Annotated in this window: 16 protein-coding genes and 1 riboswitch; of the genes, 9 read left to right on the top strand and 7 right to left on the bottom strand. The window is 71.4% G+C overall.

Going from position 1 to position 18958, the window contains the following annotated elements; translation table 11 throughout:
* Positions 1-4: 4 nt before the first annotated feature.
* Positions 5-1246, bottom strand: coding sequence for an aminodeoxychorismate synthase component I (locus IE290_RS18390; RefSeq protein ID WP_191245873.1), 1242 nt, complete (start codon positions 1244-1246; stop codon positions 5-7).
* A gap of 27 nt (positions 1247-1273) precedes the next feature.
* Between IE290_RS18390 and IE290_RS18385 the strand changes: the two genes are divergently transcribed.
* Entirely contained in the window at positions 1274-2257 is a 984-nt protein-coding gene (locus IE290_RS18385) for a glycoside hydrolase family 183 protein (protein WP_191245872.1), read from the top strand.
* Here the strand turns inward: IE290_RS18385 and IE290_RS18380 are convergent.
* From IE290_RS18380 to IE290_RS18360, 5 genes are all read right to left on the bottom strand, one after another.
* Complete coding sequence (locus IE290_RS18380; protein ID WP_191245871.1) at positions 2246-2860, bottom strand: glycoside hydrolase family 25 protein; 615 nt, start codon at positions 2858-2860, stop codon at positions 2246-2248. The genes IE290_RS18385 and IE290_RS18380 overlap by 12 nt on opposite strands.
* A gap of 244 nt (positions 2861-3104) precedes the next feature.
* Entirely contained in the window at positions 3105-4592 is a 1488-nt protein-coding gene (locus IE290_RS18375) for an alpha/beta hydrolase domain-containing protein (RefSeq protein WP_229874583.1), read from the bottom strand.
* A gap of 312 nt (positions 4593-4904) precedes the next feature.
* Positions 4905-5672, bottom strand: a complete 768-nt coding sequence (locus IE290_RS18370; protein WP_191245870.1) for an ABC transporter permease — start codon at positions 5670-5672, stop codon at positions 4905-4907.
* Positions 5662-6648: an ATP-binding cassette domain-containing protein gene (locus tag IE290_RS18365; RefSeq protein WP_191245869.1), complete on the bottom strand. Its 987-nt coding sequence runs from the start codon at positions 6646-6648 to the stop codon at positions 5662-5664. Before IE290_RS18365 ends, IE290_RS18370 begins: the two co-directional genes overlap by 11 nt.
* A gap of 86 nt (positions 6649-6734) precedes the next feature.
* The gene (locus tag IE290_RS18360) at positions 6735-7343 is read right to left on the bottom strand and encodes a PadR family transcriptional regulator (protein WP_191245868.1); all 609 of its coding nucleotides are present in this window, start codon (positions 7341-7343) and stop codon (positions 6735-6737) included.
* A 62-nt stretch (positions 7344-7405) separates the two neighbouring features.
* Here IE290_RS18360 and metG point away from each other — a divergent pair, with 62 nt between their 5' ends.
* The 5 genes from metG (at position 7406) to IE290_RS18335 (ending at position 14036) form a co-directional block, all read left to right on the top strand.
* Positions 7406-9202 carry a methionine--tRNA ligase gene (gene metG / locus IE290_RS18355; RefSeq protein ID WP_191245867.1) on the top strand — a complete coding sequence of 599 codons (1797 nt, stop codon included), beginning with the start codon at positions 7406-7408 and terminating at the stop codon, positions 9200-9202.
* The gene (locus tag IE290_RS18350; protein WP_191245866.1) at positions 9195-10025 is read left to right on the top strand and encodes a TatD family hydrolase; all 831 of its coding nucleotides are present in this window, start codon (positions 9195-9197) and stop codon (positions 10023-10025) included. The genes metG and IE290_RS18350 overlap by 8 nt, the downstream gene beginning before the upstream one ends.
* A 273-nt stretch (positions 10026-10298) precedes the next feature.
* Complete coding sequence (locus IE290_RS18345; protein WP_191246301.1) at positions 10299-11708, top strand: resuscitation-promoting factor; 1410 nt, start codon at positions 10299-10301, stop codon at positions 11706-11708.
* Between the two features lie 106 nt (positions 11709-11814).
* The gene (rsmA, locus tag IE290_RS18340) at positions 11815-12675 is read left to right on the top strand and encodes a 16S rRNA (adenine(1518)-N(6)/adenine(1519)-N(6))-dimethyltransferase RsmA (RefSeq protein ID WP_191245865.1); all 861 of its coding nucleotides are present in this window, start codon (positions 11815-11817) and stop codon (positions 12673-12675) included.
* Positions 12676-12740: 65 nt separating this feature from the next.
* Positions 12741-12832, top strand: a riboswitch (SAM riboswitch).
* Between the two features lie 190 nt (positions 12833-13022).
* Positions 13023-14036, top strand: a complete 1014-nt coding sequence (locus tag IE290_RS18335) for a methionine ABC transporter ATP-binding protein (RefSeq protein WP_191245864.1) — start codon at positions 13023-13025, stop codon at positions 14034-14036.
* A gap of 52 nt (positions 14037-14088) precedes the next feature.
* On the opposite strand, the gene IE290_RS18330 is transcribed toward IE290_RS18335, so the two are convergent.
* Entirely contained in the window at positions 14089-15480 is a 1392-nt protein-coding gene (locus tag IE290_RS18330) for a DHA2 family efflux MFS transporter permease subunit (protein ID WP_191246300.1), read from the bottom strand.
* A gap of 167 nt (positions 15481-15647) precedes the next feature.
* Here IE290_RS18330 and IE290_RS18325 point away from each other — a divergent pair, with 167 nt between their 5' ends.
* The 3 genes from IE290_RS18325 to IE290_RS18315 are packed head-to-tail and all read left to right on the top strand — an operon-like array spanning position 15648 to position 18940.
* Entirely contained in the window at positions 15648-16217 is a 570-nt protein-coding gene (locus tag IE290_RS18325; RefSeq protein ID WP_191245863.1) for a TetR/AcrR family transcriptional regulator, read from the top strand.
* 9 nt (positions 16218-16226) lie between these two features.
* Positions 16227-17189, top strand: a complete 963-nt coding sequence (locus IE290_RS18320) for a 4-(cytidine 5'-diphospho)-2-C-methyl-D-erythritol kinase (RefSeq protein WP_191245862.1) — start codon at positions 16227-16229, stop codon at positions 17187-17189.
* Complete coding sequence (locus tag IE290_RS18315; protein ID WP_191245861.1) at positions 17189-18940, top strand: ABC-F family ATP-binding cassette domain-containing protein; 1752 nt, start codon at positions 17189-17191, stop codon at positions 18938-18940. The genes IE290_RS18320 and IE290_RS18315 overlap by 1 nt, the downstream gene beginning before the upstream one ends.
* Positions 18941-18958: the final 18 nt, after the last annotated feature.

The following is an 18958-nucleotide window of genomic DNA, read 5'->3' as shown; positions in this document are numbered from 1 at the left end:
CCGGTCAGCCGAGCAACGCCTCCAGCGGCGCGGCCTTGTGCAGGCATTCCTGCCATTCGGCGTCGGCGGCGGAATCCGCGGTGATGCCGCCGCCCACGCCGAGCGCGATGCGGTCGCCGTGCAGTTCGAACGTGCGGATCGCGACGTTCAGCTCCAGCCCCGCCACCGGCGAGGCCAGGCCGATCGCGCCCGTGTACACCCCGCGCGGGCGGGGTTCCAGCTCCGCGATCAGCTCCAGCGCCCGGATCTTCGGCGCCCCGGTGACCGAACCCGGCGGGAACGTCGCGGCCAGCAACTCCGCGTCGGAGGTGACCACCCGCCCCTCCACCGTCGACTCCAGGTGCCACACCCCGGGCGCGGGCCGGACGCGCAGCAGTTCGGGCACCCGCACGCTGCCCACCGCGCACACCCGGCCCAGGTCGTTGCGCACCAGGTCGGTGATCATCACGTTCTCGGCGACGTCCTTGACCGACTCGCGCAGCCGTTGCGCCAGCGCGTTGTCGGCGGGGCCGCGGCGGGGGAGCGTGCCCTTGATCGGCGTGGAGCGGACGCGGTCGCCGTGGCGGGCGAGGAACAGCTCGGGCGACAACGACACGACGCTGCCCCAGTCCCCGGTCAGGAACGCCGCCCGGCGTGGCTGCAGGCCGCGCACCCCCTCCGCGAACAACGCGGCCGGTGACCCCTCGAACGTGCCCTCGAAGCGGGTGCAGATGTTGGCCTGGAACAGCTCGCCGGCCTCGATCGCGTGCACGCACGCCTTGACCGCGTCGCCGTGTTCGGCCGGCAACGGACGGTGCAACGGCCCGGCGTGCCAGGTCGGCGACGGCGCCGGGAGGCTCAGCAGGCGTTCGAACTCCGCGGCCGTGGCGTCCGCGTCCAGCGATTCGAACCACCACCAGCCGTCCGCATCCAGTCGCAGGACGTGGTCGGCCCAGCCCCAAACCGCTCCCGGCAGGTCCGCGCGGCGGCCGGAGGGGTCGGTGAGGTCGTAGGACAGGTACCCGAACCAGCCGCCGCCGACGACGCCGTCCGCGGGCTCCACCAGCGGTTGCAGGTCCGGGACCTCGAACGGGTCGGTGACCGGGCGGAGCTGCACCTCGGGCGCGAGCACCGCCCGGGAGCCGAACCAGTCGCCGCACAGACCGGCCGCCGTGCCGATCCCCCGGAAGCGGGCGCGCTCGTCGAGGAGCAGCAGCACCTCATCCGGTGTTCGGCCGCGGCCCAGTCTCGTTCGTGTCACCCGCACGGGAACATTGTGACTTACGGTCGGAGCATGGTTCGCATCGCGGAAACGGAGCAGATCTGCAAGGTGACCGGCGCCGATTCGATCAACCGGACCGACCGGTTCGCCATCCACGGCACCGATCTCGGCATCCTGTGGGACGGCGGTGACGGCCGGGTCTTCGTGCTGTTCGGCGACACCTTCGGCGAGGGCTGGGGCGGCGACGGCGGCGGCCCGAACAGCGCCGACTGGCGCTGCAACGTCCTGGCCTTCTCCACCACGACGGACCTGGCCGCCGGCCTCACGCTGGACGGCGTCGTCACCCGGCCGGACGGGACCGCCGCCCAGGTCATCCCGCGGGACGAGCGTCGCGACGAGGTCACCGTCATCCCGAACTCGGGCCTGGCCGTCGACGGGCTCCAGGTGGTGCACTACATGTCCGTCCGGCAGTGGGGCCCGCCCGGGAAGTGGACCACCAACTACTCCGGCCTCGCGGTGTCGCGGGACGGGGTGACCTGGGACAAGCCGTGGAGCGCGCGCTGGATCAACCGCGCCGAGCGGGACGATCCGTTCCAGATGTGCGCACTCGCCCGCGAGGGGGACCACCTCTACCTCTTCGGCACCACCAACGGGCGGCACGGCGACGCCTACCTGGCCCGCACGGCGATCCCGCACCTGCTCGACGCGTCCTCCTACGAGTACTTCGACGGCCGCGGCTGGTCCCGCGACGAGTTCGCGGCCGCGCCGGTCATCCCGGGCCCGGTCGGGGAGCTGTCGGTCGCCTACGACGTCCACCTCGGACAGTGGCTGGCGATGCACCTGGACGATCCGGGCGGCGCGATCCTGCTGCGCTCCGCCGACCGGCTCACCGGACCGTGGTCCCCCGGCCAGGTCGCCGTGCCCGGGCACCAGTACCCCGGCCTCTACGGCGGTTACCTGCACCCGTGGGCGCTGGACGGCCCGGACGTCTACTACCTGATGTCCCAGTGGGGGCCGTACAACGTCTTCCTGATGCGCAGCCGGCTAGAGCAGTAGGTCGGCCAGCGTGAACGGGTACACCAGCGCGTCCATCCCGATCGGACCGGACACGCCGGGCATCGGCGGCACCGAGCTGTGCTCGTGCAGCGCCAGGCGCGGGTGGAACCAGCCCGGACGGCCCGGGATGTCGTTGTGCCGCGCCACCCACAGCACGACCTCGCGGTCGGCCCACTTCTCCGGGTGCAACCGGCGCAGCCAGAGCCCGTAGTCGGCGTAGACGACCACCCGCTCGATGCCCGCGGACTGCCGCACGGTCTTGATCCACGCCTTCACGAACCGGTCGTCGACGCCCTCCGCCTCGACCTCGAGCGTCGGCGCGAGCGAACCCGGCCCGAACACCCCGAGCCCGCGCCCCGCCCGCACGCACAGCTCGGCCTGGTCGTGGGGCGCGCCCGGGCGCGCGTAGTGGCGGATGCCGGTGCGGATACCCGCCTGCTGCGCGGCCTCGATCTGCTTGCCGGCGCCCCGGTCGAGCCAGTTCGTGTTCTCGGTGACGGTGATGGAGGCGAACGAGACAGCGCCGGAGCGGACCGCGTCCCAGTCGGCCACGGTCGCGTGCAGCGCGAGGTTGATCCCGCGCTCGGTGCTGCCCTCCGTCAAACCGCCGCCTTCACATCGCCGAAATGCGTCTCCTAGGACACTGCGTAGTCACCATAAGCGCGAAAAGCCCCGGTTGCCGTATCGACGCACCACCCGAAAAGGGTGTGACACACGGCAAGTACACAGCGCCGGCAGGCGGCGAGGGCCGCGCGCTGTCGAATGTGGAGCTTGTAGCGGCCCGGCCGCCGGTCCACCGCGGGTGCGGCGGAACGACGGCCGGGCCGGTGGGGAACGGCAGCCGCGGCTAGCCGCCGATGCCCGAATCGCGTGCGGCCTCCACGATCGCCGCCGCGTCCTCCGGCAGCAGGTGCCCCGCGGTGACCGAGGACTGGGCGGCCGCCTGGACCTTGCTCACGTAGTCGGCGTTGGTCGGGTACAGGCGGCTCAGCACCGGTTCCGCGGTGGGCGGGAACGACGGGTCGGACGGGTCGCCGGCGTTGTGCTGGTCCCACGGGTCGGCGTCGCCGTTCCACGGGTCGCGGGCGCCGTAGAGGCCGCAGAACACCCCGCTGCCCGAAGTGTCCCGCTCGCCGCTGAGCGTGCGGGTCGGCACGGCGACGTCGGGCAGCCGGATGCCACCGAGCGCGAGGCCGGTGCGCGGGTCGCGGCGGTCGGCGTCGAGCAGCGCGCCGCTCGCCGGGCGCGGACCGCCCTGGGCCCACGTGGTGAGGGAGCGCAGTGCGGCGTTCATCGAGTAGTGGCCGGGCCCGTCGTTGTACGGCGCCGAACCCGCGGCGCAGTCCGGCTGCGGCGCGGCCGAGCCGACGGACTTCTTCAGCGTCGGGTCGCCGAGGTCGAACGCCCACTGGTCGCCGTGCGCCGTGCCGGCCAGTTCCCAGTGCACGACCCGGTCCGTGTCCGGCTGCCGCGCCGCGGACGCGCCCGGCACGTCGGTCTCGGTCAGCACCACGAACACCGGCACCGCGGTGTCGGTGCGGATCCGGCTCGGGTTCGGCATCGTCAGGACGTCGGCCAGCCGCCCGCTGATCGGCGCGCCGACCGCGCTGTTGCTGTGGATCAGGAACCCGTCGTAGACACCCGACACCGGTTGGACCGCGTTGGCGTAGGTGGTCACGAGCCCGGCCGACTGCGATTCCCCGTCGGCGAGCAGCGTCCGGATCCGCAAGCCGCCCAACGGGTCGGGCCCGTTCGGCGTGCGCAACGCCTGCCCGGCCTGGGAGAAGATGTCGTAGGCGTACGCGTCACCGGGGTGCACGAGGCTGCCGTAGCGGGCCGGGTCCCAGCCGCGCAGCCCGGCGATGTCGCCGAGCCCGCCGTTGACACCGACCGACTGCGCGGACACACCGACCCACGCGTAACCCCGGCGCAGCAGCTCGTCGCGGGTGAACCAGTAGTCCGGCGACAGCTCCAGCTGGGCGCTGACGTTGAGCCACTCCACGACGACGGTGCCGTTGAACCGCGCGGGATCGCTCGGCCGCCGCACCAGCAGCCGGGTCCGGTAGTCGGCGCGGGTGGTGGGGCGGACGGTCCAGCGGCCGTCCGAGGTCCAGAAACCGGACTTGGCGTAGGCGGTCGCGGTGCCCGAGATGAAGTACTCGCTCTCGGTGTAGCCGAACGAGCCGAGGTCCTCGGCCGCGGCGAGGAACGGGAACCCGTGCGTCCCGGCGGGTGGCACGGTGATCGTGGGATTGGCGGCCGCGGCGTGGGCCGCCGTGGCGGGCAGGAGCGCGGCGAGCACCGCCACGAGTACGGCGAGAACGGCTGTGCGCACTGGTCACCTCCGTGATCTGGGGAGAGCCAGTGTGGAGCGGCCGCGCGCGCCGCGGCATCGGCGAAATCGCCGGTGCGCGCAGCACGCGAGCACGCCGGCGCCGAAACCGACAAGACGTGGAGACGAACGCGACCACCTCGCCCTGCGCCTGATCGCCGACAGGGGCTGGCCGAACCTCTGGCGCACGCCGCGACGACCGGCCGCATGTCCTCGCTCAGCACTGCCGGGTCGGGCCGCAGGGCGGTGGCTCGGCCGGCGGGTGTGCCAGGGGACGGTGCCGGGGTCGGGCAGCCCGGCACCGCCCCCCGACAGTTACGCGTTCTCCTTCTGGAACGTCCGCGTGCCCCAGAACACCGCCAGCGCCGCCATCACCACCAGGATGATCGAGCCGGTCATCAGCGCGTCCATCGTGAGGTCGCCGCGGAAGGTGGCTCGTTCGGCGTCGACCACGTGGGTGAACGGGTTGATCCGCGAGAGGGTGTAGAGCCAGTCCGGCGCGAGGATGCTGGTGATCGGCAGCAGGATGCCGGACAGCAGCAGCACCGGCATCAGCACGGCGTTGAGCAGCGCCGGGAACGCCTGCTCGCTCTTCAGCGTCAGTGCCACCGCGTACGACGCCGAAGCCAGCGTCGCCGCGACCAGGCCGACGATCACCAGGCTCAGCAGCACCCCGCCGACCGGCGCGTCCAGTCCAAAAGCGACATACGCGAGCACCGTGATCAGCACGGCCTGGATGACCGCCTGGATCACGTTGTTCGCCACCTTGCCCAGCAGCAGCCCGGCCCGGCTGGCCGGCGTCACCCGCAGCCGCTCGAGCACCCCGCTGCGGTAGTCCATCAGCAGCGAGAACCCGGCGAACGACGAGCTGAACAGCGCGAGCTGGATGATCAGCGCCGGCGTCAGGATCGTCCAGCTGCTGCCCGGCGGGAAGCCCGGCGTGCTGCTGACGACCTTCTCCATCAGCGGCCCGAACAGCACCAGGTACAGCACCGGCTGCATGATGCCGATCATCACCCACGCGGGGTTGCGCATGGACAGCGTCCAGTCCCGCTTGAAGATCAGCCACGTGTCACGCAACATGGGCGGCCTCCTGGTGGGCCTGGGACTGCTCGGCGTCCCGCAGGGAGCGGCCGGTGAGCGTGAGGAACACGTCGTCCAGCGTCGGCCGGTGCACCTGCATCGAGGTCATCGCGATGCCGTCCGCGTCGAGCCGGCGCAGCAGCTCCGGCAGCGCGGTGTCCCCGCGCGGCACCCGGAACCGCACCACCCCGTCGCCGGTGGTCACCTCGTGCGCGCCTTCGAGGCGCCCGGCCACCTCGGCCGCGGCGCCCACGAACTCCGGCGCCACCCCGATCGTCACGCCGTCGCCGGACACGCGCGCCTTGAGCGAGTCCGGCGACCCCTCGGCCACGATCTGCCCGTTGTCGATCACCAGGATCCGGTCGCACAGCGAGTCGGCCTCGTCCAGGTAGTGCGTGGTGAGGAACAACGTCACGCCGTGGTCGGCGCGCAGCCGCCGGATGTGCTCCCACAGGTTCGCGCGGCTCTGCGGGTCCAGCCCGGTGGTCGGCTCGTCGAAGAAGATCAGCTTCGGGTCGTGGATCAGGCTCAGCGCGATGTCCAGCCGCCGCCGCTGCCCGCCGGACAGGGTCTTGGTGAGCCGCTGGTCCAGGTTGACCAGGTCGAGTTGCTCGACCAGCTCCCGTCCGCGGCGCAGCGAGTTCTCCTTCGACATGCCGTAGAGGCGGCCCTGCAGCTCGATCTCCTCGAGCACCTTCATCTCCGGGGTCACGCCGCCGCCCTGGGCGACGTACCCGATCTGCCTGCGCACGCCGACCGGATCGGCCAGCAGGTCGCGCCCGGCCACCCTCGCCTCGCCCGCGGTCGGGCGCAGCAGCGTGGTCAGCATGCGCAGGGTCGTGGTCTTGCCGGCGCCGTTCGGGCCGAGGAACCCGACCAGTTCGCCCTCGGCGACGTCGATGTCGACGCCCTTCACGGCTTCGACGCTGCGACCGCGCGCGGTGAAGGTCCGCGCGAGGCCGCGTGCCTTGATCATCCGAAAATCCCCCTTGGTTCAGTAGTCAAATTTGACTAGTGACGGCCGCCACTCTCCCTCAACTATCGCGCCGTAGTCAAATTTGATTACTTGATCACCGGAGGCGGTTCGCCGAAGCTGCGGCCCGGGTCGTCGGCCATGACGTACTCGCCGTCCTCCAGCCGCTTGATCAGGGTGCGCACCCACTCCATCGTCGCCGAGACGTTGGTGGCCCACAGCCGGTACAGCTCGTTCACGTGCGCCGGCTGGCCCCACTCCACGCCGTGCCCGAGCACGTGCCGGACCGACGCGAGCTGGCCTTCCATCTGGGTCAGCCGGTGCTGGAGCAGGGAGGCGGCCCGTCGCCGGGGCAGGCAGGGCAGGAACGTCAGCGCCGCGGCGAAGCCGAACGCGTTCTGCGCGTCGTTCTCGCCGAGCTGGCTCAGCATCTGGGCCAGCCGGACCTGGAACTCGGTCTCGCCGTCGTCGGTCAGCCGGTAGGCGACCCGGTCCGGGCCGCGCCCCTCCGGCTCGTCGGGCACCGCCTCCAGCAGGCCCTCGGCCGCCATCTTCTTCAGCGCGTGGTAGATCGACCCGGGCTGGACGTTGGCCCACCGGTCGGCCGACCAGGTCAGCAGCTCACGCCGCACCTGATAGCCGTGCGCCTTGCCGTACATCCGTACGACGCCCAGCACCAGCAGCCGCGTCGGCGACACCCGACCTCCTTAAGCCTTCCCAGGTAACAATGCACGAGACGGCATCCGTACGCTAAACAGGCATGAGCATCCCTGTGTTGACGGCGGTGGCCTGGCCTTATGCCAACGGGCCCCGTCACATCGGCCACGTCTCCGGCTTCGGCGTCCCGTCGGACGTGTTCTCGCGCTACCAGCGAATGGCCGGCAACCGGGTGCTCATGGTGTCCGGGACCGACGAGCACGGCACGCCGATCACCGTCCAGGCGGACAAGGAGGGCCTCACCTCCCAGCAGACCGCCGACAAGTACACCCGCCAGATCGGCCAGGACCTGCAGGGTCTGGGGCTGACCTACGACCTGTTCACCCGCACCAGCACCGGCAACCACGCCGAGGTCACGCAGCAGATCTTCCTCGCGCTGCACCGCAACGGCTACGTCGTGCCCAAGACCACGACCGGCGCGATCAGCCCGTCCACCGGCCGCACGCTGCCCGACCGCTACATCGAGGGCACCTGCCCGATCTGCGGGTACGACGGCGCGCGCGGCGACCAGTGCGACAACTGCGGCAACCAGCTGGACGCCGCGGAGCTGATCAACCCGAAGTCGCGGATCAACGGCGAGACGCCGAAGTTCGTCGAGACCGAGCACCTGTTCCTCGACCTGCCGGCGTTCACCGAGAGTCTCGGCAAGTGGCTGTCGACCAAGACCGACTGGCGGCCCAACGTCGTCAACTTCACCAAGAACCTGCTCGACGACATGCGGCCCCGGCCGATCACCCGCGACCTGGACTGGGGCGTGAAGATCCCGCTGGACGGCTGGCGCGACCAGCCGCTGAAGCGGTTCTACGTGTGGTTCGACGCGGTGATCGGCTACTTCTCGGCCAGCGTCGAGTGGGCCCGCCGCAGCGGCAACCCGGACGCCTGGCAGGAGTTCTGGAACAACCCGGACGCGCGCGGCTACTACTTCATGGGCAAGGACAACATCACCTTCCACGCCCAGATCTGGCCCGCGCTGCTGCTCGGCCACAACGGGGCCGGGGACAAGGGTGGGCAGGTCGGCCCGTACGGCAAGCTGAACCTGCCGGACGAGATCGTGTCGTCGGAGTTCCTGACCATGAGCGGGTCGAAGTTCTCCACCTCGCGCGGCACGGTCATCTACGTCAACGACTTCCTGCGCGAGTTCGGCCCGGACACCCTGCGCTACTTCATCGCGGTGGCCGGCCCGGAGACCCAGGACACCGACTTCACCTGGGACGAGTTCGTCCGCCGCACCAACTTCGAGCTCGCCAACGAGTGGGGCAACCTGGTCAACCGCTCGATCTCGATGGCGCACAAGAACAACGGCGCGATCCCGGCCCCGGTCAAGCCGGCGGCCGCGGACGAGGAGCTGAAGGCGCTGTCCCGCAAGGCGTTCGAGACCGTCGGCGGGCACCTGCAGCGGTCCCGGTTCAAGCTGGCGGCCACCGAGGCGATGCGTGTCGTGTCCGCCGCCAACCGGTACCTGTCGGACCAGGAGCCGTGGAAGCTCAAGGACGACCCGGAACGCCGCGACGCGGTGCTGCACACCGCGCTGCAGGTGGTGTCGGACGCGAACACGCTGCTCACCCCGTTCCTACCGCACTCGGCGCAGAAGGTGCACGAGGCGCTGGGCGGCACCGGCGTGTGGGCCGCGCAGCCGGAGCTGCGGGACGTCGAGGACCTCGACATCCCTGGCCGGATCAACCCGATCCTGACCGGCGACTACGCGGCCGAGCAGGCGCGCTGGGAGTCGATCCCGATCGAGGTCGGCCGTCCGCTGTCCAAGCCGACGCCGCTGTTCGCCAAGCTCGACCCGAAGCTGGGCGAGACCGGACCGGAGTGGGCCCCGATCGTCAGTGAGTAAGAAGGAACGACCGCCGGTGCCGGACCGCCTCCCGGCGCCGGTGGTCGACTCGCACACGCACCTGGACGCCTGCGGGGCGGTCACGGCGGCCGACGTCGCCGAGCTGGCCGACCGCGCCGCGGCGGCCGGGGTGACCCGGATGGTGACCGTCGCCGACGACCTGGACGCCGCCCGCTGGGCCGCGCGCGCGTCCACTTGGGACGATCGGGTGTGGGCCGCGGTGGCGATCCACCCCACGCGCACCAAGGACTTCGGCGAGGCGGAACAGTCCGAAATAGAGCGGCTGGCGCGCCAGGACCGGGTGGTCGCGGTCGGCGAGACCGGCCTGGACTACTACTGGGACTACTCGCCGCCGGACGCCCAGCAGGAGGCGTTCCGCTGGCACATCGACCTCGCCAAGCGCATCGGCAAACCGCTGATGATCCACGACCGGGACGCGCATTCCGACGTGCTGCGGATCCTGGACGAGGAGGGCGCGCCGGAGACGGTGGTGTTCCACTGCTTCTCCGGTGACGAGGACATCGCCCGCCGCTGCGTGGACGCCGGGTACGTGCTGTCGTTCGCCGGCACGGTCACGTTCCGCAACGCCCGCGCGCTGCAGGCCGCGGCGAAGCTGGTGCCGTCCGGGCAGTTCCTCGTCGAGACCGACGCGCCGTTCCTGACGCCGCACCCGTTCCGCGGGCGCCCCAATGAGCCGTACTGCACCGCTTACACGGTCCACTTCCTCGCCGACCTCCGTTCGGAAGACCTGGAAGGCGTCTGTTCGGCGGTGTCGCAGACCGCCGAACGCGTCTTCCGGCTCCCGTCCGTCACCTCGGGTTGAACGGACTGCGACATTCGTGGAAGGCAACCATCCACACGGAGGAGTGACGAACGCCACGACATTCCGCCCGGTGTTTGCGCAACCTCGCGGGGTCCGTTACTGTCCCGTGACCGTGCCGCATGATCGCTCCAACCGGGCGAAGGGCGGAACACCCGGAGTCAAGCCAGTGCAGGTCGGATCGGGGATGGCGACGACTTCCGGGAGCCGTAGTGCGAAAGGGATCGACCTGCTGTGACTGGTAGTAGATGGGCCGACGCGCGCCCGACCGAGGCGGTGGACTGGTTCGAGTCCAGCCGTGGTGGCGCGGTGGGCACCCTCGACTGGCCCGACGCCGACGCGTTCTCGGACGACCTGGCTGTCACCGAGCACGACATCCGCACGGTTCTGGGTAGCGACGCGGACGATCTCATGGCCGAGGCCGAGATCGACGTCGACGAGCTGATCCGGCTGATCAACGCCGAGACCACGATGCTCCCGGCGCTGGCCATCCCGGACGCGGTGTCGGAAGACCGCACGGCCGCCGTGGAGGCGGCGGGGTCTTCGGAGGAGCCGGAGAAGGCCCTCGTCACCGCGGTCAAGACCTGGAAGCGGCGGTTCCTCCGCGGCTCGGTCCTGGCCCTCCTGATCAGCCTGACCGGTGGCGGCGCGGCCGCGCTGGCCATGAACAAGAGCGTGACCGTCGACGTCGACGGTCACACGCAGACCGTGCACAGCTTCGGCAAGACGGTCGGCGAGGTCCTCGAGGACGCCGGTCTCACCGTCGGTGAGCACGACGCGCTGTCCCCCTCGCCGCAGGCGCCGGTCGGTGACGGTGGCGTCATCAAGCTGGAGCGCGGCCGCAAGCTGAACCTGGTCGTCGACGGTGTGGCCCGCGAGTCGTGGGTCCGCGCGACGAGCCTCCAGGAGGCCATCACGCAGCTGGGCCTGAGCGGCCAGTTCGGCCCGGGCACCGCGTACTCGATGCCGCTGAACGCGGAGCTGCCGCTGGACGGCGCGACCGTCGAGATCAAGACCCTCAAGAACATCACCGTCTTCGACGGCGACGCCGCCCCGCGCCAGGTGAGCACCACCGCGATCACCGCGGAGGAGTTCCTGGCCGAGCAGGGCCTGTCGCTCGGCCCGGACGACGAGATCGACGGCGGTCTCGGCCTGAAGCTGGCCAACGGCGCCGAGGTGCACATCTCCCGCACCGGCGTGTCCGTGATCAACCAGGAAGAGGAGATCGAGCCCGAGGTCCAGGAGATCAAGGACGCGACCCTCGACGCCGGCGACGAGGTCGTCCAGGATCCGGGCACCGCGGGCAAGAAGCTGGTGACCTACCGGATCACCAAGCGCAACGGCAAGGAGACCGCCCGCGAGGAGCTGTCGACCAAGGTGCTGGTCGAGGCCAAGCCGAAGATCGTGCGGGTCGGCACCAAGCAGCCGGTGGTCAGCGACGGCGCCATCTGGGACGCGATCGCGAAGTGCGAGTCCGGCGGAAACTGGTCGATCAACTCCGGCAACGGCTACTACGGCGGCCTGCAGTTCAACAAGAGCACGTGGGACGCCTACGGCGGCGACCAGTACGCGGCGTACCCGCACCAGGCCACGCGCGAGCAGCAGATCGCGGTGGCGACGAAGGTGCGCGACGACCGCGGTGGCTACGGAGCCTGGCCGGTCTGCGGCGCCAAGGCGACCAGCTGACCCCCCAGCGACACCATGATGACCCCGGCCGGCGGCTGGGGTCATCTTGTTTTCCGGGGGCGGCCTTCCGCGAGTGCGGTAGTCGCGGGCCAGTAGCATCACCGGGGTGACCGCACTGCTCGGACCAGCCGAGATTCGTGGCTTGGCCGCCGAGCTGGACGTTCGTCCCACGAAGAAGCTCGGCCAGAACTTCGTGCACGACCCCAACACCGTGCGCCGCATCGTGGACCTCTCCGGCGTCGGCCCGGGGGACCACGTCCTGGAGGTCGGTCCCGGGCTCGGGTCGCTCACGCTGGGCCTCCTGGACTCCGGCGCGCACGTGACCGCCGTCGAGATCGACCCCGTCCTCGGGCAGCGCCTGCCCGCCACGGTCGCCGAGCGCGCCCCCGAAGCCGCGAGCCGGTTCACCATCCGGATCCAGGACGCCCTCAAGCTCGACGCCCAAGACCTCGCGGACCAGCCCACGCACCTGGTCGCCAACCTGCCCTACAACGTCGCCGTCCCGGTGGTCCTGCACCTGCTGGCCGAGCTGCCCTCCCTGGCGCACGGCCTGGTGATGGTCCAGACCGAGGTCGCCGACCGGATGGCCGCCGGCCCGGGCAGCCGCATCTACGGCGTCCCCAGCGTGAAGCTCGCCTGGTACGGCCCGGCCCGCAAGGTCGCGCCCGTGCCGCGGGCGGTGTTCTGGCCAGTGCCCAACGTGGACTCCGCGCTCGTCGCGTTCGAGCGGTCCGCGAAGCCGGTGTCGGACGCGGACCGGGACGAGGTGTTCGCCGTCGTGGACGCCGCCTTCGCCCAGCGCCGGAAGACCCTGCGCGCCGCCCTGTCGTCGTGGGCCGGTTCGGGGGAGAAGGCCGAGGCGATCCTCCGCGCGGCGGGTATCGATCCGCGCACCCGGGGTGAACAGCTCGGGGTAAGGGACTTCGCCCGGATCGCTTCGAGCAAGTCCTTACCACCGTTGGTGTGATCTCGCACCCTGATCGGCACCGGGGACTTGCCAAAAAGATGTGAAGTCCGTTCTACTCTTTGAGGTATCCATCCCGAGCGGCTGAGAGACCTGGCTCGCCGAAGCCGCAGCAACCACCCCACCCGGGCGCAGGTGCTAACGCCAGGACCGATGGAGGATTCCTGTGTATCGCACGATGCTCACGAGGCGCCGCGTCGTCGACGAATGTCGTCGCACGGTCTGTGCGTGTCGTCGCTGACCGCTTTCCCTTTCACCACTTTTCTCCTGTCTTCGCCTGACCGTCCTCAGTAGACGGTCTCCTTGGTGTGCGGTCGGCGCGTTCGCGCCACGTTGTGCTGGAGCCATTCGTGATCACTGTCGAAAACCTGACCAAGTCCTTCCCCGGTGCCGCCAAGCCCGTCCACGCCCTGCGGGACGTGAGCGTCGAGGTGCCCGCCGGCGCCCTGTTCGGCGTCGTCGGCCCGGCCGGCTCCGGCAAGTCCACCCTCACCCGGTGCATCGCGTTGCAGGAGAAGCCGGACCGCGGCGTCGTGCGCCTGGACGGCCTGAACACCACCGGCCTCGACGGGCGGCGGCTGCGTGAGGTGCGCCGCCAGGTCGCGGTGCTGGACGCGCAGCCGGTGCTGCACGCCGAGCGCACCGTCGCCGGCAACGTCGCGGCCCCGCTGGAACAGCTCGGCCTGGACGGGCCGCAGCGCCGCAGCCGCGTCGGCCGCCTGCTCGACCTCGCCGGCCTGACCCAGCGCGCCGCGCTGCGCCCCAGCGAGCTGACCCCCGGGCAGCGCCGCCGCGTCGCGCTCGCGCGGTCGCTCGCCGCCGGCCCGGCCGTGCTGCTCGCCGACGACCCGACCGCGGGTGTCGGCGTGGAGGAGACCGGCGCCGTGCTGACCGTCCTGGACCGCGCCCGCGCGGAGCTGGGCGTCACGGTGCTGTTGACCACCCAGGACGGTGCCGCGGTGCGGCGCGTCTGCGACGGGGTCGCGGTGCTGGAGGACGGCCGGCTCGTCGAGCAGGGCACCGTGCTCGAGCTGCTGGCCAACCCGGCGAGCAAGGTCGCGCAGAGCCTGCTGCCCCCGATCGACACGCCGCGCAGCCAGTCCGCCGGCTACGACCGGTCGGTGGACGTCGTGCTGATCGGCTTCGCGGCCGTCGGCGCCCTGCTGCCGGAGGCCTCCGCGCGGTTCGACGTCGACCTCGCCACGATCGGCGGCGGCCTGACCCGCGTCGGCGACACCCCGGTGGCCCGCTTCCGCGTCGGCGTCAACGGCAGCCAGGCGGACGCGGCGCTGGCGTGGATCGCCGACCGCGGCGCCCACGTCGTGCACCCGAAGGAAGGTCCGAAGAGCATCGTCGCGGCCTGACCCGGCAGCCGAAAGGGAGGGGCGTCCCGGCTGGGGCGCCCCTCCCTTCGTCTCACTTGCGGCGGACGAGGCCCCCGACCGCGATCGCCCCCACCGCCACGATCCCCGCGGCCCAGCCGTTCGCCACGGCATACCCGTGCACGGTCGCCGCCGGCAGGGCCAGCCCGGCGGCCGAGGCGGTCGCGCTCGCGGCGATCGTGTTCAGCGACGCCGTGCCGATCGACGCCCCGACCTGCTGGGACGTCGTGATGAACGCCGACGCCACGCCCGAGTCCTTCGCCTCCACCCCGGCGGTCGCGATGTTCATGACCGTCGGCATCGCCAGCCCGGCACCGGCCCCGAGCACCAGCGTCACCGGCAGGATGAGGGTCAAGTAGGACGTGTCGACCGACAGCTGGGTCAGCCCGGCGAGCCCGGCCGCCATCAGCAGGAGCCCGATCACCAGCAGCGGGCGCGGCCCGGTCCGCGGGATCAGCCGTCGCGTCAGCAGGGTCGAGACCATCACGTTGGCCAGCAGGAACGGCAGGAACGCCAGGCCGGCGCCGAGCGCGCCGAAACCCATGATCGCCTGCAGCTGGTAGGTCACGAACAGGAACATCCCGAACATCCCGAAGGCCGCGATCGCGATGGTCAGGAAGCCCGACGAGCGGGTGCGGTCGGTCAGGACGTGCAGCGGCAGCAGCGGGTTCCCGACCCGGGCCTGCCGGAGGACGAACCCGGCCAGCAGCGCCACCGCGGCAACCAGGGTGCCGAGCACCACGGCCGAACCCCAGCCCCGGGTCGCCGCCTCGGACAAGCCGTAGACGAGCCCGGCGATCCCGGCGCTGCCCAGCACTCCGCTGAACCAGTCCAGCCGCGTCGACCGGTGGCCGGGCACGTTGGGCAGCACGAACCATCCCGCGACCGCGGCGGCGATGGCGATCGGCAGGTTCACGTACAGGCACCAGCGCCAGGACGCGTACTCGGCCAGCGCGCCGCCGGCAACCAGGCCGAGCGCACCGCCGGACATCATGATCGCGCTGAAGATCCCGAACGCCTTGGCCCGTTCCTTCGCCTCGGTGAAGGTGATGGTCAGCAGCGAGAGCGTGGACGGCGCCAGCAGCGCGGCGAAGACCCCCTGGGCCGCGCGGGCGGCGATGAGCAGGCCCGGCCCGGAGGCCATCCCGCCCAGCGCGGAGGCGGCGGCGAAGCCGAGCGCGCCCACGATGAGCGTGTTCTTGCGGCCCAGCCGGTCGGCCAGCCGCCCGCCGAGCAGCAGCAAACCGCCGAAGGCCAGCGTGTAGGCGCTGATCGTCCACTGCCGGGCGACGTCGGACATGCCGAGGTCGGCCTGCGCGGTGGGCAGCGCGATGTTGACGATCGTGGTGTCGATGATGACGAGCAGCTGGGCGAGCCCGACGACGGCCAGCGCCCACCACTTTCTCGAGTCCGTGGGCGCCGACACCGGCGCCGGAGTGGTGGTCGTCATGGTGGAAACCCCCTGGTGGAGAACTGGGTTAGACTGGGAGCGACCATTACTAGTCGGCCGACAAGTAATGGCGCTGACGACACGGTAGGCCGATGCCTAGCCGGGCGTCAAGCAAGTTTGAGAGTTCCTCAGGAAGGACGGTCATGGCGGGGCGGCGGACCGACACGCGCGAGCGCATCCAGCAGATCGCGCTGGACCTGTTCGTCGAGCAGGGCTACGAGAAGACGTCGTTGCGGGAGATCGCGGAGGCGCTGGGCGTCACCAAGGCCGCGCTCTACTACCACTTCCGCACGAAGGAGGACATCGTCCACAGCCTGATCGAGGACATCGGCACCTCGCTCGACGAGATCATCGAGTGGGGACAGGCTCAGGACGATCCCGAGCGGGCTCGCGAGGAAGTGCTGCGCCGCCTCTCCGACCTGATCCGGGGCCGGTTCGGGCCGATCATGCGGTTCATGCAGGACAACCAGCCCGCGCTCAAGGAGCTGCACGCCGGGCACATCCTGGCCAAGCGGATGAAGGACCTGTTCACCATCCTCGTCCCCGCCGACGCCGGTCCCGAGGACCAGTTGCGCGCCCGGCTCGCGCTGATCGCGCTCATGGCCGGCAACAACCCGCAGTTCCTGGACGAGAACCCCACGGCGGAGTCGGCCGAGGTGGCGTTGCGCGTCGCACTGGAGCTTGCCTCTCCGCGCTCTCCGGCGGGCACGTAGGCTTGACTGGTGCTCGCCGTCGTACCGCCACCTGTCACCGTCAGGGTGCCCTCCAAGATCAACCTGCACCTGTCGGTCGGCGACCTGCGCCCGGACGGTTTCCACGACCTGACGACCGTCTTCCACGCGCTTTCGCTGACCGACGAGGTCACCGTCGCGCTGGCCGAGGAGCCGGGCGTCGAGGTCTACGGCGAGGGTGAGCAGGTCGTGCCCACCGGCGCCAGCAACCTGGCCTGGCGCGCGGTCGAGGCGCTGGCCGCCCACGTCGGCAAGACCGACGGCGCGTCGAACGTGCGGGTGGTCCTCCGCAAGGGGATCCCCGTCGCGGGTGGTATGGCGGGCGGCAGCGCCGACGCGGCGGGCACGCTGGTCGCGCTCGCGGCGTTGTGGAAGCTGGACATCGGCCGCGACGAGCTCGCCGGGATCGCCGCGAAGCTCGGCTCGGACGTGCCGTTCGGGCTCTACGGCGGCACCGCGCTGGGCACCGGCCGCGGTGAGCAGCTGGTCCCGGTGCTGTCCCGGCACACCTTCCACTGGGTGCTCGCGTTCGACCAGCGCGGGCTGTCCACCGAGCGCGTCTACAAGGAACTGGACCGGCTCCGCGAGACCGGCAACCCGCCGCGCGTGGGTTCGCACGCGCCGGTCGTCGAGGCGCTGGCCTCCGGCGATCCGCGTCAGCTGGCCCTGCTGCTCGGCAACGACCTGCAGGCCGCCGCGGTGTCGCTGCGGCCGGGCCTGCGCCGCACGCTGCGCGCCGGGGTGAACGCCGGCGCGCTGGCCGGCACCGTCTCCGGCTCCGGCCCGACGTGCGCTTTCCTGTGCGCCGACGCCGAATCCGCCCTCGAGGTCGCGGCCGAGCTGGCCGGGGCCGGGGTGTGCCGGACAGTGCGGGTCGCGCACGGCCCGGTGCCGGGCGCGCGGCTCGTCGGCGGCGACGAACATCGACCGACTCCTCCGCAGGTGCACGCGTAGTGGCAAACTTGATCAACCTCGAGGCGGTTTCCAAGTCCTACGGGGTCCGCCCGCTGCTGGACAGCGTCTCCCTCGGCGTCGGCGAAGGCGAACGCATCGGCGTCGTCGGCCTCAACGGTGGCGGCAAGACCACGCTGCTGGAAGTCCTTTCCGGACTGGCCGAGCCGGATTCCGGGCGGGTGAGCCAGGTTCGCGGGCTGCGGCTCGCGGTCGTCACCCAGCGCACCGAGCTCGCCGAGGGCAGCACGATCCGCGACGCCGTGCTCGCCGGCTTCGACGCCGAGCACGAGTGGGCGGCCGACGCGCGGGTGCGGTCCATTGTGGAGGGTCTCGGGATCACCGAGCTGGGGCTGGACAATCCCACCGGGACACTGTCCGGAGGGGAGCGTCGCCGGGTCGCTCTGGCCGCCGCGCTGATCGGCGACCTGGACCTGCTCGTGCTCGACGAGCCGACCAACCACCTGGACGTGGAAGGCGTGCGCTGGCTGGCCGACCACCTGCTGGCGCGGCGGTCCGCGCTCGTGGTGGTCACCCACGACCGGTGGTTCCTGGACACGGTGTGCGGGCGGACCTGGGAGGTCGCCGACGGCCGCGTCGAGCAGTACGAGGGCGGGTACGCGGACTGGATCTTCGCGCGCGCCGAGCGGGCCCGGCTCGCGGCGTCGATGGAGGAGAAGCGGCGCAACCTCGCGCGCAAGGAGCTGGCCTGGCTGCAGCGCGGTGCGAAGGCCCGCACGTTGAAGCCGCGGTACCGGATCGAGGCGGCCGAGGCGCTGATCGCGGACGTGCCGGAGCCGCGGAACACAGCCGAGCTGATGTCGTTCGCCAAGCGGCGGCTCGGCAAGACCGTGCTGGAGCTGGAGGACGTGACCCTCAAGGCCGGGGACAAGACGGTCGTCGAAGGGCTGACCTGGCGGATAGGGCCGGGTGACCGGTTCGGCCTGGTCGGCGTGAACGGCTCGGGCAAGACGACGCTGCTGAAGCTGCTGGCCGGGGAGCGGGAGCCGGTCGCGGGCAAGCGGATCGAGGGCAAGACGGTGCGGCTGGCGCACCTGTCGCAGGAGCTGGACGAGCTGCCCGGGCAGCTGCGGGTGCTGGAGGCCGTCGAGGAGGTCTCGGCGCGGGTCGTGCTGGGCAAGCAGGAGCTGTCGGCGTCGCAGCTGGCGGAAAAGCTCGGGTTCCCGCCCGCGCGGCAGTGGACGCCGGTCGAGGACCTCTCCGGCGGCGAGCGGCGGCGGCTGCAGCTGGCGCGGCTGCTGATGGCCGAGCCGAACGTGCTGCTGCTCGACGAGCCGACGAACGACCTGGACATCGACACCCTGCAGCAGCTGGAGGACCTGCTGGACTCCTGGCCGGGGACGATGGTCGTGGTCTCGCACGACCGTTACCTGGTGGAACGCGTGACGGACGCGGTTTACGCCCTGTTCGGCGACGGGCGGATCACGCACCTGCCGGGCGGCATCGACGAGTACCTGTCCCGCCGGGCGGCCGCGCGTGTCCCGGTGGCCGCGAAGCCCGCGCCGAAGACGTCCAGCGCGGCGGAGTTCCGGGCGGCGCAGAAGGAATTGTCCCGGTTGGAGCGCCGGCTGGACCAGCTGCACACGCGGGAGACCAAGCTGCACGGGCAGCTGGCCGAGCACGCCACCGACCCGGACAAGCTGGTCGAGCTGAACACGGAGCTGAAGACGGTCCGCGCGGAGATCGAGGACGTCGAGGCGCGCTGGCTGGAGACCTCCGAACTGGTGGAGTAACCGCGCCGGGTTGCTCCG

This window comes from Amycolatopsis deserti, from assembly GCF_014653945.1.
Taxonomy (GTDB): domain Bacteria; phylum Actinomycetota; class Actinomycetes; order Mycobacteriales; family Pseudonocardiaceae; genus Amycolatopsis_E; species Amycolatopsis_E deserti.
Note: the sequence above shows the minus strand (reverse complement) of the source record. Positions and strands in the feature narration are given on the sequence as shown.

What these genes read in the sequence shown, in the direction of transcription:
- IE290_RS18365 (WP_191245869.1), bottom strand. Translation starts at nt 6,648, where the DNA reads ATGATCAAGGCACGCGGCCTCGCGCGGACCTTCACCGCGCGCGGTCGC.
- IE290_RS18370 (WP_191245870.1), bottom strand. Translation starts at nt 5,672, where the DNA reads ATGTTGCGTGACACGTGGCTGATCTTCAAGCGGGACTGGACGCTGTCC.
- IE290_RS18325 (WP_191245863.1), top strand. Translation starts at nt 15,648, where the DNA reads ATGGCGGGGCGGCGGACCGACACGCGCGAGCGCATCCAGCAGATCGCG.
- IE290_RS18385 (WP_191245872.1), top strand. Translation starts at nt 1,274, where the DNA reads ATGGTTCGCATCGCGGAAACGGAGCAGATCTGCAAGGTGACCGGCGCC.
- metG (WP_191245867.1), top strand. Translation starts at nt 7,406, where the DNA reads ATGAGCATCCCTGTGTTGACGGCGGTGGCCTGGCCTTATGCCAACGGG.